The organism is Sinorhizobium arboris LMG 14919 (assembly GCF_000427465.1).
Taxonomy (GTDB): Bacteria; Pseudomonadota; Alphaproteobacteria; order Rhizobiales; family Rhizobiaceae; genus Sinorhizobium; species Sinorhizobium arboris.
This window is the reverse complement of record NZ_ATYB01000008.1, coordinates 1,146,392-1,161,229: the sequence shown is the minus strand read 5'-3', so window position 1 is coordinate 1,161,229 and position 14,838 is coordinate 1,146,392. Positions and strand designations below refer to the sequence as shown.

General features: G+C 64.1%; 12 protein-coding genes. 9 read left to right on the top strand and 3 right to left on the bottom strand.

From position 1 onward, the window contains the following. Positions 1 to 94: 94 nt before the first annotated feature. Positions 95 to 3,712: a hydantoinase B/oxoprolinase family protein gene (locus tag SINAR_RS0106045; RefSeq protein WP_027998247.1), complete on the bottom strand. Its 3,618-nt coding sequence runs from the start codon at positions 3,710 to 3,712 to the stop codon at positions 95 to 97. A 219-nt stretch (positions 3,713 to 3,931) separates the two neighbouring features. Here SINAR_RS0106045 and SINAR_RS0106040 point away from each other — a divergent pair, with 219 nt between their 5' ends. From SINAR_RS0106040 to SINAR_RS0106020, 4 genes are all read left to right on the top strand, one after another. Then, on the top strand, positions 3,932 to 4,762 hold the full coding sequence (locus SINAR_RS0106040; protein ID WP_084617094.1) for a pseudouridine synthase: 831 nt from the start codon (positions 3,932 to 3,934) through the stop codon (positions 4,760 to 4,762). Between the two features lie 235 nt (positions 4,763 to 4,997). Beyond that, entirely contained in the window at positions 4,998 to 5,972 is a 975-nt protein-coding gene (locus tag SINAR_RS0106035; protein ID WP_027998245.1) for a tripartite tricarboxylate transporter substrate binding protein BugD, read from the top strand. Between the two features lie 262 nt (positions 5,973 to 6,234). Beyond that, positions 6,235 to 6,696 carry a tripartite tricarboxylate transporter TctB family protein gene (locus SINAR_RS0106025; RefSeq protein ID WP_027998244.1) on the top strand — a complete coding sequence of 154 codons (462 nt, stop codon included), beginning with the start codon at positions 6,235 to 6,237 and terminating at the stop codon, positions 6,694 to 6,696. Between the two features lie 107 nt (positions 6,697 to 6,803). Continuing rightward, positions 6,804 to 8,309, top strand: coding sequence for a tripartite tricarboxylate transporter permease (locus SINAR_RS0106020; RefSeq protein WP_027998243.1), 1,506 nt, complete (start codon positions 6,804 to 6,806; stop codon positions 8,307 to 8,309). Positions 8,310 to 8,355: 46 nt separating this feature from the next. On the opposite strand, the gene SINAR_RS0106015 is transcribed toward SINAR_RS0106020, so the two are convergent. After that, entirely contained in the window at positions 8,356 to 9,330 is a 975-nt protein-coding gene (locus SINAR_RS0106015) for a C45 family peptidase (RefSeq protein ID WP_027998242.1), read from the bottom strand. Between the two features lie 173 nt (positions 9,331 to 9,503). Here SINAR_RS0106015 and SINAR_RS0106010 point away from each other — a divergent pair, with 173 nt between their 5' ends. Beyond that, positions 9,504 to 9,977, top strand: a complete 474-nt coding sequence (locus SINAR_RS0106010) for a carboxymuconolactone decarboxylase family protein (protein WP_027998241.1) — start codon at positions 9,504 to 9,506, stop codon at positions 9,975 to 9,977. Continuing rightward, a complete protein-coding gene (locus tag SINAR_RS0106005) occupies positions 9,977 to 10,834 on the top strand; it encodes a sigma-70 family RNA polymerase sigma factor (protein ID WP_027998240.1) in 858 nt (285 codons plus the stop codon). Before SINAR_RS0106010 ends, SINAR_RS0106005 begins: the two co-directional genes overlap by 1 nt. Positions 10,835 to 10,907: 73 nt before the next feature. On the opposite strand, the gene aztD is transcribed toward SINAR_RS0106005, so the two are convergent. Then, a complete protein-coding gene (gene aztD, locus SINAR_RS0106000) occupies positions 10,908 to 12,143 on the bottom strand; it encodes a zinc metallochaperone AztD (protein WP_027998239.1) in 1,236 nt (411 codons plus the stop codon). A gap of 327 nt (positions 12,144 to 12,470) precedes the next feature. Between aztD and SINAR_RS0105995 the strand changes: the two genes are divergently transcribed. From SINAR_RS0105995 to SINAR_RS0105985, 3 genes are all read left to right on the top strand, one after another. Then, on the top strand, positions 12,471 to 13,148 hold the full coding sequence (locus tag SINAR_RS0105995) for an RNA polymerase sigma factor (RefSeq protein ID WP_033057010.1): 678 nt from the start codon (positions 12,471 to 12,473) through the stop codon (positions 13,146 to 13,148). A gap of 81 nt (positions 13,149 to 13,229) precedes the next feature. Further along, complete coding sequence (locus SINAR_RS01000000133090) at positions 13,230 to 13,481, top strand: hypothetical protein (protein ID WP_033057009.1); 252 nt, start codon at positions 13,230 to 13,232, stop codon at positions 13,479 to 13,481. Next, positions 13,478 to 14,794 carry a tetratricopeptide repeat protein gene (locus SINAR_RS0105985; RefSeq protein WP_027998237.1) on the top strand — a complete coding sequence of 439 codons (1,317 nt, stop codon included), beginning with the start codon at positions 13,478 to 13,480 and terminating at the stop codon, positions 14,792 to 14,794. The genes SINAR_RS01000000133090 and SINAR_RS0105985 overlap by 4 nt, the downstream gene beginning before the upstream one ends. Positions 14,795 to 14,838: the final 44 nt, after the last annotated feature.

Sequence of the window (14,838 nt, the reverse complement as noted above, 5' to 3'; positions counted from 1 at the left end):
TTTCCCCGCAGGCGGGGAGAAGGGGCAAGCCGCGCGCTTTTAAGTCCCCTCTCCCCAGATCATAACGGGGAGGGCAATCCATGCAGTTTAGACGTTACGAGGCCTTTCCATAGCCGCCGCCCGTCGGCGTCACGACAGTAAACGCCTCGCCCGCCTCGAGGACCGTATGGGCTGAGCCCGGCAGCTCTTCGATGCGGCCGTCGTTGCGGCGGACAGAGTTGCGGCCGAGCTCGCCCGGCTCGCCGCCCTTCAGGCCGAAGGGCCGGACGCGGCGATGGCCGGAAAGGATCGCGAAGTCCAGCCGCTCACGCGCCCGGATCGTCCTCTGCGTGCCGTCTCCCGCCGACCATTTGCCGCGGCCGCCCGAGCCCTTGCGGATGTGGAAGTCCTCGAGCACCACCGGGAAGCGCGCCTCCAGGATTTCCGGGTCGGTGAGGCGCGAATTGGTCATATGGGTGTGAACCGCGTCGGCTCCGTCATAGCCGGGGCCTGCCGGAGCGCCGGAGCAGATCGTCTCGTAATACTGGTAGCCGGCATTTCCGAAGGTGAGGTTGTTCATCGTTCCCTGCGCCGCCGCCTGCGCCTCGACCGCGCCGAAGAGGCAGTTGGTGACCGCCTGACTCACCTCGACATTGCCGGCGACGACCGCCGCCGGATAGCGCGGTGAAAGCATCGTGCCTTGCGGGATGACGATGCGGATAGGCCTCAGGCAACCGGCGTTCATCGGGATATCGGCCTCGACCAGCACCCGGAAGACATAGAGCACGGCGGCGCGCGTCACCGGCTCCGGCGCGTTGAAATTATCCGAGCGCTGCTCGGACGTTCCGGTGAAATCCACCGTTGCTTCCCGGCCCTCGCGGTCGATGGAGATCTTCACGACGATCCGGCAGCCCTGGTCCATCTCGTAGGAGAATTCGCCGCCCGGCAATCGGTCGAGCACGCGGCGCACGCTTTCGGCCGCGTTGTCCTGGACGTGGCCCATATAGGCTTCGACCACGTCCTCCCCGAATTGCGCGATCATCTTCCTGAGTTCCGCCACGCCCTTTTCGTTGGCCGCGACCTGCGCCTTCAGATCGTTGACGTTCTGGAGGATGTTGCGCACCGGATAGCGCGCTCCGCTCAAGAGCCTCTCCAGTTCCTCCTCGCAGAAGCGTCCGCGGTCGATGAGCTTGAAGTTGTCGATATAGACGCCTTCCTCTTCGATATTGGTGGCAAGCGGCGACATCGAGCCCGGCGAGATGCCGCCGATATCGGCATGGTGTCCGCGGCTTGCGACCCAGAAGCGGATGGCGCGGGCCTCATCGTCGAAGACCGGCGTGCAGACCGTCAGGTCCGGCAGATGCGTGCCGCCGTTATAGGGCGCATTGATCAGGAAAACATCACCCGGATGGATAACCGGGTTCTCGCGGATCGCAGTGGCGACCGAAGCGTCCATGGAGCCCAGATGCACCGGCATGTGCGGCGCATTGGCAACCAGATTTCCCCTGTTGTCGAAGACCGCGCAGGAGAAATCGAGCCGCTCCTTGATATTGACCGAATAGGCGGTGTTCTGCAGCGTCACCCCCATCTGCTCGGCAATCGACATAAAGAGATTGTTGAAGATCTCCAGCATGACCGGATCGGCCTTCGTGCCGATCGCGGTGCGCTCGGGCAGCGCCTTGATCCGCCTCAGGACGATATGGTCTTTCGCGGTCAGCTCCGCCTGCCAGCCGTCCTCGACGACGATCGTCTGGTTGGCTTCGATGATGATTGCCGGCCCGGTGAGCTTCTGACCGGGCCCGATTTCCAAACGCAGCGCCACCGGAGCGTCATGAAACGCGCCCTGCGAATAAAAGCGGGTCCGCCGATTCGCGACGACATCTCCGGCCGTCGCGGCAAGGCCCTCCGCCTCCACTTCCGCAGCCCCGCCGCCGACCGTTTCGACCTCGACCGCGTCGATCACCAGCGCCTTGTTTTCGGCGGTGAAGCCGAAGCGGCGCTGGTGCAATCGTTCGAATTCGCAGCGGAGCCGCGCCTGGTCGTCCCGATCAGGGAAGGTCGCTTCCACCGGCAGGACCGTGTCCGTGCCGGCATAGCGAATATGGGCGCGCAGATGCGTGCGGATCCGTTCGCAGGCGATCCCCTGCGCTTCCAGTTCGGCAAGGCATTCCGATTGCAGTTCCTGGCCAAGGGCGGCAAGTGCCTCGGGTGCGCTGTCGGCCAGCGTGACGCCGAGCGCTTTCTGGCGTGTGGCGCGGATATCGGCAAGGCCCATGCCGTAGGCGGAGAGCAGCCCGGACATCGGATGCAGGAGAATGCTCTTCATGCCGAGCGCGTCGGCGACCAGGCAAGCGTGCTGTCCGCCGGCGCCGCCGAAGCAGTTGAGCGCGTAGCGCGTCACGTCATAGCCGCGGCTTACGGAAATCTTCTTGATCGCCTCGACCATGTTGGCAACCGCAATACGGATGAAGCCGTCGGCGACGTCCTGCGGGCCTCGCCCGTCGCCGATCTCGGCCGCTAGCGCGGCGAAACGCTCGCGCACGGTCTCCACGTCGAGCGGCAGGTTCTGCTCCGGGCCGAAGATTGCCGGAAAATGTTCCGGCAGCAGCTTGCCGAGCATGACGTTCGCATCGGTGACGGCGAGCGGTCCGCCGTTGCGGTAGCAGGCGGGACCGGGATTTGCGCCTGCAGAATCCGGGCCGACACGGAAGCGCTCCCCGTCGAAATGGAGGATCGAGCCGCCGCCGGCGGCGACCGTGTGGATCAGCATCATCGGCGCACGCACCCGCACGCCGGCGACCTCGGTCTCGAAGGCACGCTCGTACTCGCCGTCGAAATGGGCAACGTCGGTCGAGGTTCCGCCCATGTCGAAACCAATGACCCGGTCGAAGCCGGCCGCCTCGCCCGTGCGCGCGAGACCGACCACACCGCCCGCAGGTCCCGACAGAATCGCGTCCTTGCCCTGAAACATCTCCGCCGCCGTCAGCCCGCCGGACGACATCATGAACATGAGCCGGGCGCCGGAGCGGGCGACGTCCAGCTCTTCCGAAACCTGCGCCACATACCGGCCGAGCACGGGCGAGAGATAGGCGTCGATCACGGTCGTGTCGCCGCGGCCGACATATTTGACGAGGGGCGATACCTCGTGGCTGACGGATACCTGCTCGAAACCCATCGAGCGCGCGATGCGGGCGACGATCGCCTCGTGGGCGGGATATCTGTAGGCGTGCATGAGGACGATGGCGAGCGCCCCGTAGCCATTCGCCCGCAGGCCTTCGAGCGCCTGACGCGCCGTCGCCTCGTCGAGCGGCCGCTCGATCGTGCCGTCGGCGAGCACCCGTTCGTCGAGCTCGACGATATCCGAATAGAGTGCTTCGGGCTTGACGATCTCGGTGGCGAAGATCTTCTTGCGCTCCTGATAGCCGATCCGGAGCGCGTCACGGAATCCGCGCGTCGTGACGAGCGCCAGCCGCTCGCCCTTGCGCTCCAGCAGAGCATTGGTGGCAACCGTGGTGCCCATCCGGACCTCGCCGACGAGGCCCGGCGGGACCGGCTCGCCGGAGCCAAGGCCGAGATGCTGCCGGATGCCATGGACCGCTGCATCGCGATAGGCGCCGGGATTTTCCGAAAGGACCTTCAGCGCGTGCAATGAGCCCGCCGGATCGCGGCCGATCACGTCGGTGAAGGTACCGCCGCGATCCACCCAGAAATCCCAAGCTCCAGCCACGCTCATGTACAGTTCCTCCGCATTTCGCCTGCTTCCGGCGTGTCATGGGCGCATTTTATGGGCCGGGGGCGACCGGCAGGCAAGGGAAGAAGTCGGGCGCAATGAGCGATATCGCCTTCTTCGCGATCCACGCGTTTCCGTCGCAGCCGCCCCCCGTGCCGCTGCCGCGACCGTCTCCCCGCAGGCGGGGGCACCGTTTGTCACGCTGGCCTCGCATCGCCATTTATGTCAGAGGAAGCATGGGTCCAGCAGCACGGAGACGGAACGGTGAAACAACACCGTCTTAGAGAGAAAAGGCAGGTCGGCAGCGCGAAAGCCGATGCACAGGCCGGCAAACGCGTGACGCTCGCCAGGGCGCTCTCCAAGCTCGGCTACTGCTCGAGGACGCAGGCCGAGAAGCTGATCTCGGAGGGGCGCGTCAGCGTTGCGGGCCGCAGGATAATCGATCTGTCCTACTGGGTCGACATCGAGGCGGACAGGATCGCCGTCGACGGGACCGTCATTGCCGCGCAAGCCAAAGTCTATCTGATGCTGAACAAGCCTCGCGGCCTGGTGACCACCCGCGACGATCCCGGGGGCCGGCCGACGGTCTTCAGTTGCCTTGACCGTATCGACGTCCCGTCGCTCTCGCCGGTCGGGAGGCTCGACAAGGCAAGCGAGGGACTCCTCATCTTCACCAACGATACGGTGCTGGCGCAGCGTCTGCTCGATCCCAGGACCCATCTCGGCAAGGTGTACCATGTACAGGTGCGCGGCATCATCCGCGAGGCCATGGCCGCGCGGATGGTGGAGGGCGTGACGGAGGGTGGCGAACTGCTGAGGGCCGTACGGGTCGAACTCCTGAGAAGCGGAGGCAGGAACAGCTGGATCGAGGTGGAGCTTGACGAAGGGCGCAACCGCCAGATCCGCCGCATGCTCGAGGCGCTCGGCTTCGAATGCCTGCGCCTCCTGCGCGTCTCGATCGGCGAGATAAGGCTCGGCGAACTGCCGAAGGGGGCAAGCCGCCCGCTGACGGAGGCGGAGGTCCTCTATCTCAGGCGCCGCACCGGCCTTTGACGAGCGGCATCCCCGCGGACCCGTCGGCAGCGGCAATCGCCGATGTGCGGAAATCCACCCATCGACAGGCCCCTTTGTTTCCGAATCCACCCATTTGACGCGCCCCTGCGCTGGAAATGCATCAAACGGCGCCGGCGGCGGTTGTCTGTGCTAAAATCCCGTTTGCTAATGGGTGACCCAGAACCGGCGGGAGGAACCATGCCGGCTGGACGATGATTTCATCCGGGAGGAAAAGATGAAAATTCTGAACGCGCTTCTGGGCGCCGCCGCCGTTTCCCTTTTTGCCGTTTCGGCGAGCGCCCAAACCTATCCGGAGCGCACGATCACCATGGTGGTGCCCTTCTCGGCCGGCGGCCCGACGGATACGGTCGCCCGGCTCGTCGCCGAGTCCATGTCGAAGGATCTCGGCCAGCAGATCATCGTCGAGAATGTCGGCGGCGCCGGCGGAACGCTCGGCGCGGGCCGCGTCGCCCAGGCCGATCCGGACGGCTACACGCTGCTTCTGCATCACATCGGCATGGCCACCAGCGCAACGCTCTATCGCAAGCTCGCCTACGACACGCTGAATGCCTTCGAATATGTCGGCCTCGTCACCGAGGTTCCGATGACGATCGTTGCACGCAAGGATTTCGAGCCGGCCGATCTCAAGGGTTTGATCGAACACGTCAAGGCCAATAAGGACACGGTGACGGTCGCCAATGCCGGGATCGGGGCGGCTTCGCATCTTTGCGGCATGATGTTCATGAGCGCGATCGAAACGCCGCTGACGACCGTACCCTACAAGGGCACCGGCCCGGCAATGACCGACCTGCTCGGCGGCCAGGTCGACATCATGTGCGATCAGACGACGAATACGACGAAGCAGATCCAGGGCGGCACGATCAAGGCCTACGCCGTGACCTCGCCGGAGCGCCTCAAGATCTTCCCCGATCTGCCGACCGCGGAGGAAGCGGGCCTTTCCGGCTTCCAGGTGGGCATTTGGCACGGCATCTATGCTCCGAAGGGCACGCCGGCCGAGATTACCGACCGCCTGTCGCAGTCGCTGCAGAAGGCCCTCAAGGACGAAAACGTGATCGCGCGCTTCGGCGAGCTCGGCACCGAGCCGTCGAGCGAAGCCGATGCCACCCCGGCGGCGCTGAAGGCGAAGCTCGAAAGCGAGATCGACCGCTGGAAGCCGGTCATCGAGGCGGCTGGCCAGTACGCCGACTGATCGCGCCAGGGTAACCGCCGCCGTCCTTCTTCGAGCGATGCAGTGGCGGAACCGATCTCAACCGGTGCGGGCGTCTCGAGGATCCGTCCGCACCGCGTTGACAGCTGTCAACGAGCGGCAGGGGCGATGCCGCCCAAAATCGCGCTGCACTTTTTGGGCGGCGTGCATCAGCCCGCAGAACATGCGAAGATATTCGCCAAAAAATTCGGCGGCCCGGCTCACCCGAAAAAGGGAGCGCACCCGCAGAAATAATGGGGACACAATGAAATCCATCTCCTTCGACACGACCAATGCACTGTGCGGCGGCATTCTGACAGCCGTCGGCCTGTTCTTCGCCTGGCAGTCGCTCGGGCTCGAACTCGGCACCGCCTTCCGCATGGGCCCGGGTTATTTCCCGCTGCTTCTCTCCGCCGTGCTGATCCTGCTCGGCGCGACCATCCTGGTGCAATCGGCTCGCGTGCATGGGGAGCCGATGGGACCGATCGCCATTCGCGGCATCTTCTTCATCCTGCCGGCGCCGATCTTCTTCGGGCTGACGGTGCGCGGCCTCGGCTTTGTCCCCGCTCTTTTCTTCACGGCACTGATCGCCTGCTTCGCATCCAACCGGATGCGGCCGCTCTGGGCGATAGCGGTTTCGCTCGCCCTGACCATCTTTTCGGTCGCCGTCTTCAGCTACGGTCTCAAACTGCCCTTCGAGCGGTTCGGCCCGTGGACCCGGTTCTAGGTCGATCGGCTGTTTCAGCGTAACCGCGGAACGACCTGTCATTTAATTACGCACTTCCGGGCTGAGAAACGTTTCACATTTTTCCTGGAAGTCCCTTAGAGGCGATGATGGAACTCTTCAGCAATCTTGCCCTCGGCTTCGCCACCGCCGCTTCGCCGGCGAACCTCCTCTTCTGCCTGATCGGCGTGCTTCTCGGAACGCTGATCGGCGTACTGCCCGGCATCGGCGCCACGGCGACGATCGCCATGCTGCTGCCGATCACCTTCCAGCTTGAACCGGTCTCCTCGCTGATCATGCTCGCCGGCATCTATTACGGCGCCCAATATGGCGGATCGACGACCGCGATCCTGATCAACATGCCCGGCGAATCCTCCTCGGCCGTCACCGCCATCGACGGCTATCAGATGGCGCGCAAAGGCCGCGCCGGTACGGCGCTTGCGATCGCGGCACTCGGCTCGTTCTTCGCCGGCACGGTCTCGACATTCCTGGTCGCGCTCTTCGCGCCGCCGCTGACCGAGATCGCGCTCCAGTTCGGCGCGGCCGAATATTTCTCGCTGATGATCGTCGGCCTCGTCTCTTCGGTCGCACTCGCGCACGGCTCTGTCGTCAAGGCGCTCGCCATGGTGGCGCTCGGCCTGCTTCTCGGCCTCGTCGGCACCGACATCTACACCGGCACGCCGCGCTTCACCCTCGGCATCCGGGAATATTCCGACGGCCTCAATTTCGTCGCATTGGCGGTCGGCGTCTTCGGTATCGCCGAGATCCTCCGCAATCTCGAAAGCGAGAAGACGCGCGAAGTGCTGATGGCCAAGGTCACCGACCTGATGCCGACGCGGGAGGACTTCAGGCAGATGTTCGCCCCGGTCCTGCGCGGCACCGCCATCGGCTCGGCGCTTGGCGTGCTGCCCGGCGGCGGCGCCATCCTCGCCGCCTTCGCCTCCTATACCGTGGAAAAGCGCCTCTCCGACCGGCCGGAGGAATTCGGCCGCGGCGCCGTCGCGGGCGTCGCCGGACCGGAAAGCGCCAACAATGCCGGAGCGCAGACCTCGTTCATCCCGCTGCTCACCCTCGGCATTCCGGCAAACCCGGTAATGGCGCTGATGATCGGTGCGATGATCATCCAGGGCATCGTGCCCGGACCGAACGTCGCGACGGAACAACCCGCCCTCTTCTGGGGCATCATCGCCTCGATGTGGATCGGCAACCTGATGCTGGTGGTCCTCAACCTGCCGCTGATCGGGCTCTGGGTGAAGCTTCTGAAGATCCCCTATTTCGTGCTCTTCCCGATCATCATGGCCTTCTGCTCGATCGGGGTCTACAGCGTCAATTCCAACGTCTACGATCTTTACGCCGTCGCCTTCTTCGGCCTTGTCGGTTACCTGCTCCTGAAGCTTCGCTGCGAACCGGCGCCGCTGCTGCTGGGCTTCGTGCTCGGACCGTTGCTCGAGGAAAATCTCAGGCGCGCCATGATCCTCTCGCGCGGCGATCCGGTCACCTTCGTCACCCGGCCGATCAGCGCGACGCTGCTCCTCATCGCCGCCGCCGTGCTCGTCATCGTCTTTCTGCCGAGCGTCAAGAAGAAGCGCGAGGAGGTCTTCATCGAGGAGGATTGAACAGGATCAGTCTGGCTGCACCGGGCGCATGGCCCCATGCGCCCGCCTACTGATCGGAAAATCGGTGGGTAAAGTTGTGCGTGTATTCGCCTGTCTGGAAATGCTCGAAACACTGAGACCAGCGTTTCCCTGGCCAGATGTAATCTACTCTGCCTTTTGCGGGTCGATAGACGGCTGTGTAGAGGGTGGGATGAGGCCCGCTCACGGAATAAAGCGGCGGCCGAAGGAAGCTATCGGTCAGCTTCTCCAGCGACATGGAAGGATCCTCCAGCGCTCGCAGAATACATTGCTGCCGGGCCACCGAGAATGATGACGGTCGTGCCGCCCGCTGATGATTTGTGCATGCCCTCAGGCGCGTAATGATCGGGCGCTGGCCCGGTCCGAGGAATAGAGTGGCATGATTGCCGGAACGATCCAGTACGGTGACGTTCTGCGCGAGCGCGACGGGTATCCGGCATAGGGCTTTGACAGCCTGCTCGACCTGGTGACAGGTTTCCAGCACATAACGGATCACGAGAATGATCGAGAACCCTCTTCCCTGAGAACGTCCGCCCCCAAGAGTGACGCTTGCGGCAAGTCCTTCCTCGTTCATCCCATCCACGCAGCCTCCCCAAGGGCGTTGCGCCTTTGCGATGACCTTTAACCCGGACCACTCGGTCATTTCGAAACGATCGGAGACAACGCCCGGCGGATAGTCGAAATTGCGGATCAGCGCCGGACCCCCTTCCCCGAGCCAGACAGATTGACTGCAGCCATAGGCATCCGGCGCGGGTCGAAAGTGGCTGAGCATCCGATGAGCAACCTCGTCATCTCCAACGAGAGCGCAGGCGTGCTCATAGTGAGGAACGAGTTCCGGCATGTACTGCCACAGGGCCTCGCGACATTCTTCGGCGCTCGGACCCGATGCTCGCTGGGCCCGCCCGAAATACCAGCTCTCCGCCTCACTTCGACCGGCAGCAAACCGAGAAAGCCATGCTTCCCCAGGCCGTTCCTCTCGCGCCGCGACGAAGGTCTTCTCCATGGTGCGAGCAGTATAAGGATGGAATGAGAGGCTTGGCAACGCAACCTTGATGCCGGCGTGTGGCCCTCACCATCCCGGGCCGAAACGGCCGGCCACAAAAAAAATCACATCCATGTCACACTGGCGAATCCTGTCTCGTCATGGTGTCGGAACCAACAAAAGGAGACCGAACCATGATTGCAAGACTGGATCCCTTCACCGCCGCTCCTTCGCTGATGAAGAGCTGGCTCAGCATATCGACTGCCGTGGCCTCCAGCCTCGAGCCGAGCCTCATCGAACTCGTCAAGATCCGCGCGTCGCAGATCAACGGCTGCGCCAATTGCATCAACATGCATACGGCGGAGGCGCGAGGCAAGGGCGAGACCGAGCAGCGGATCTATCTTCTCTCGGCCTGGCGCGAGGCGCCATGCTACACCGATCGCGAACGCGCCGCGCTTGCCTGGACGGAGGCTTTGACGCGGCTTTCGGAAGGACATACGCATGAAAGCGCCCTTGCGATGCTGCAGGCCGAGTTTACGGAGGAGGAGCAGGTGAAGCTCACACTCATGATCAATGTCATCAACGGGTGGAACCGCCTCGCCGTGGGCTTCGGCCTGTGGGTCGAACCGGCAGCCGCGAAGGCAATCGCCGAAAAGGCGGTCGCCTGATGACACGGGGCACGCAAGCGGATGCGGCAGCGAGCTTCGACCCGCTGCGTCCGAAGCTGATGCGCGTTGCCTATCGCATGCTCGGCTCGGTGGCCGATGCCGAGGACATGGTGCAGGAGGCCTTCATCCGCTGGATGGGGGCCGACCGCGCGGCGGTACGCGAGCCGGAGGCTTTCCTGCGTCGCACCGTCACCCGGCTCTGCCTCGATCAGCTGAAATCGGCACGGCGCCAGCGCGAGACCTATGTGGGGCCCTGGCTTCCCGACCCGGTCGTCGAAGAGGAGGGAGAGGAAGATGTGACGTTGCCGCTGATGCTGGCGCTTGAGCGGCTGTCCCCGCTCGAGCGGGCAGCGTTCCTGTTGCACGACGTGTTCGGGCTCGGTTTCGAGGAGGTGGCAGCGACCATCCAGCGCGACGCCGCCGCCTGCCGCCAGCTTGCCGCCCGCGCACGCACCCATATCCGCGAGGCAAGGCCGCGTTTTCATGTCGAGAAAGAGCGCGGCCTCGAGCTTGCGGAGGCTTTCTTTGCGGCCTCGCGCAGCGGCGACATGAACAAGCTGGGCGCAATGCTCGCGGCCGATGTCAGCATCCATGCGGACGGCGGCGGCAAGCGCTCGGCAGCAACCATGCCGATCATCGGCTTTGACGCCGTGATGAAGGTCCATGAGAAGCTGGCGGCGCTTTTCCGGGCGAACGGCTCGAAGCTTCTGCGCGTGGGCTTCGTGAACGGACTGCCCGGCTTCATCACGATGGAGGCCGACGGAGACATCCAGACCACAGCCCTCGAGATCGAAGGCGGCAGGGTCGCGGCGATCTATGTCGTGCGGAATCCCGACAAGCTGAGGCACCTGCACTGAGGCGCCGGTTGAAAGCGCGGGATCCGAAACCGCCGCAACGGTCTCGGATCCGCGCCGGCAACTCGAACTCGACTCAGTGCGAGGCGCCGGAACCGCCGACGGCAACGATCGCAAAGGGCTGGCCTTCGACGGGGATGGTACGGCTCTCCTCGAGCGTCTCAGCATCAATCACCCGGACGAGCGAGTGTCGCGGATCGGTGATCGCGATCTGGCCGCCGGCTATCGCCAGGCGCGGGCGCGGATCGCGCCAATGGCCGTCCTTGCTGTACGGCTCGGTGACCTTGGCCTTGCGAAGGATCTCCCCCTTGATCACATCCAGTACATGCAGATCGCCGTCTTCCGTAAGGATGTAGGCATTGGCCGGCGTCGCAGGATCGAGGAGGAAGTCGACACGCCGCGTCGGCAGCGCGATCAACCGGTATGGTTCGCTGCTGTCGGGATCGATGAGAACGACCTTGTCCTCGCCGTAATTGCCGAGGAAGAACTGCATCGCCCTGCCTCCGAGCAGAGTGCCGGTGTGGCCCTTCGGGAAATCGGAGGGATAGGGAAGCATCTGCAGCTTCGGCCCATCGAGGCCGCCGGGCCGGGCGACGAGCACCCCTTCCCTGCAGCCGAAGGCGACGAGACGGGCCGAGGTCGCCTCGCCATGCAGGTCGGTGCATTTGCCGACTTCGCCGATCTGCTCGCCCTTCTCGTCGATCACCCGCACGCCGATCCGCGGCGGCAGTTCGTCCGGTTTCGGTTCGATTTCCGTGTCCGGGACGGAGACGAGGACGTGGCGCCCCATGCTCACGGCGACCCCGTGGTGCGGCTTGGTTGCATCGACGGTCCGCGTCTCCGTCCTGCCCTCGAGAAGTGCGGCTTCATCGATGATATCGGCCTTGCCGTCGCGATCGTAGAAAATGATCGCATGGTCGTCATGCGGCACCACATGAACGGGACGCTTGCCTTCGAGTTTCACCGGAAGAAGCGCGACATCGGAGACTTCCAGGTCGCGATGCTCCCCGTGATCGGAAAACCCAATGCCGGTCTTGATGACGTGCACGATATTCTGGTCCGACTGCACCGCAAACACCGTCTGCCCGGATGCGCTCACCGCCAGAGCGGCATATCCCTCGATGTCGTAGCGGCCCAATTCCTTGCCATCGGCGAAATCGATCGCTCTCACGACGGGCAGCGTGTGATCGGCGACGAAGAGGCGCCATGCCTCCTTCGTCTCATGGTCATCGGCACGTGCGCCGCCTGCGGCAAAGACGAGAGCGGTCGCCGCTGCGGCCATCAGGAGGGCCCGGTTGAGAGACAATGTCATCAGGTTTTCCTTTCTTCGTTCGAACGTTTCCCGCTCCATGCGACACCGGCAACACGGCCGCCCTGGAATCGGCCGCTTGACAGCGGATTCGGATCGCAATGTTATTACGTTACACATATTCTACAAAATGTAATAACATTACTGAAGCGGTGCATGTCAATCCCCAGGGCAGACTGGCGGCGCGCGCCACACGCCATCGCTCTCAGGCTCCGGCCCAGGCATGGGGACAAAAGAACCTGCTGAGCACGTTCGGTCACACAGGTTTTATTTGACGCCCGGCTTGTATGACGTGTCATTCAAGGAGGCGCGGGCCAACGGGCGGTTGTGATGGGGCTTACATTCTGGTTATCGGCGGCGGCGTTCGCCGTTAAATTCAGCATAGACGAGCAGTTTCTGGGTCTCCTTCGCAGGGGCGACCAGAAGGCAATGAGCGAGTTGATCGCACGGCACCACGGTGCTTTGGTCCGGCTGGCGGACAGTATCGTCAGGAACCGCGCCGTCGCGGAGGAGGTCGCTCAGGAGACCTGGCTAGCGGTCATCGCCAACCTGGGGTCCTTCGAAGGGAGATCGGCCCTTTCCACCTGGATCATTTCCATCCTCCTGAACAAGGCTAAGAACCACGCGAAGCGTGAGAGCCGCTATGCTGCGTTGGGAGACGGGGACGATCCGGAGCGGGATCTGGAGCAGAGACTGCGCAACCGATTCGACGAAAGCGGCCATTGGCGCGAGGCGCCGGTCTCCTTCGATGGTCTCACGCCGGAACGGATCGTCGCCGGCCGGCATCTCTGGGAGCATGTGAGGCAGATGATCGATCGTTTGCCACCGGCGCAAAAGGCAGTTCTGGTGATGCGCGACGTCGAAGGGGCCGACGCGGCGGAAACCTGCCGGCTGCTCGACCTGACACCCGAGAACCAGCGAACCCTTTTGCACCGGGCACGCACGCGCATCCGCGACGAGATCGCAGCGCAGCTGACCGGCGATCGGGCCGCGCTCACGAAAGCGTGACCTCTCGTCCTGTAACGCCCGGTCGGTTCGGCGGTCTCACGGGAAGGACCCGATCAGGTTCTTCATCGTGAGACGAGCAATATGCTGAAATGCAGGGAAATACCGGATCTAGCAAGCGACTTCGTCAGCCGGGACGGCTCGAAGCGGACCAATTTCATGGTCGCCTTGCATCTTCTGCAATGCAGACATTGCCGCACTTATGTGCGCGGCATGAAGACCGTCACGAGGCTCGCCGCAGCGAGCCTCGACGATGACGTTCCGGGCGATCTCTACGGGAAGCTTGGCCTGAATGCACCTGATCGCAACGGTTCTGCAGAGGAGCCAAAGCGATGAGACTGGATGCCTTCAACCTTTCCACCAGCACGACGAGCGAAGAGGCGCAAACCGCGTTCGAACAGGCCGTCCACGGCCTGGCGGCCCACCGCCCGACGACGGGAGCCGCCCTCGAAGCGGCATTGGCGGCCGATCCCGGTCATGTCGCGGCGCTTGCGTTCAAGGGCTTTGCAAGCCTGATCCTTGCCCGTTCCGAGCTCGTCGCGTCGGCCGGTCAGGCCCTGACCGCGGCAAGGCGCGCGATGGCCGGCCGCGACGGCGGCACGCGCGACGAGCGAATTCTGGTCGACGCCCTGGAGAGGGCGGTCGGCGGCTCCTTCTCCGAGGCGGCGAGACTGCTGGACGACGGATTCTCCGAGCGGGCGCCGACTTTCCTGCCGTTCAAGATCTCCCATGCGCTGCGGTTCATGCTGGGGGACGCTGCGGGAATGCTGTCTGCCAGTTCCCGGGTCATGGAACGGTGGAGCACGGACACGCCCGCGGCCGGATTCATGCTCGGCTGCCACGCATTCGCGCTCGAAGAGCTCGGTCTTTACGATGCCGCCGAAGAGGTCGGCCGGCAAGCCGTCGGCCTGGAACCCAACGATGCCTGGGGGCGCCACGCCGTGTCGCACGTCTACGAGATGCGCGGAGAGACGGCAAAGGGGATAAACTGGCTCGAGCACGGACGCGTGTCGTGGACCCGATGCAACAATTTCTCCTTCCACATGGCCTGGCATCTGGCACTGCTGCACCTGGAGCAGGGCGACCATGAGCAGGTCCTGAGAATTTACGACGACGAGGTTCGCCCCCGGCAGACCGATGATTTCCGCGATATGGCCAATGCCGTTTCGCTTCTCTGGCGCCTCGGCCAGACGGGTGTCGACGTCGGATTGCGCTGGTCGGATCTGGCGGAGACGGCGCTGAACCGCCGCCGCGACACGACCCTGGTCTTTGCCGCCTTGCACACGCTCGCGGCCCTGGTCGCTCTCGGCGAAACCGGCAGCGCGCACGAGATGGTCGAGGAACTGGCCATAAAAGCCCGTGGCACCGGCGAGCAGGCGCGCATCGCGGCCGATGTCGGACTTCCCCTTGCCCGCATCATCGCGGGACTGTCGACTGGCAGGGACCGCCGCTCGCTCGATGCGATCCTCACCGGTCTGCCGAAGATCGGCGGCAGCAATGCGCAACGTGACTTCTTCGTACTCGCCCTTGCCAAGGCCGCCGGTGCCAACGGCGACAGGGCTGCATTCTCGCGCATCTGCAGTGTGCGCCGCCATCTCAAGGTCGAGGACCGGCTGCTGGGCTCCATCGAGAGCCATGCCTCTCTTTGAGGCAAGAGGCCGCAAGAGGACACCTGTTCACCCCACCACTATCG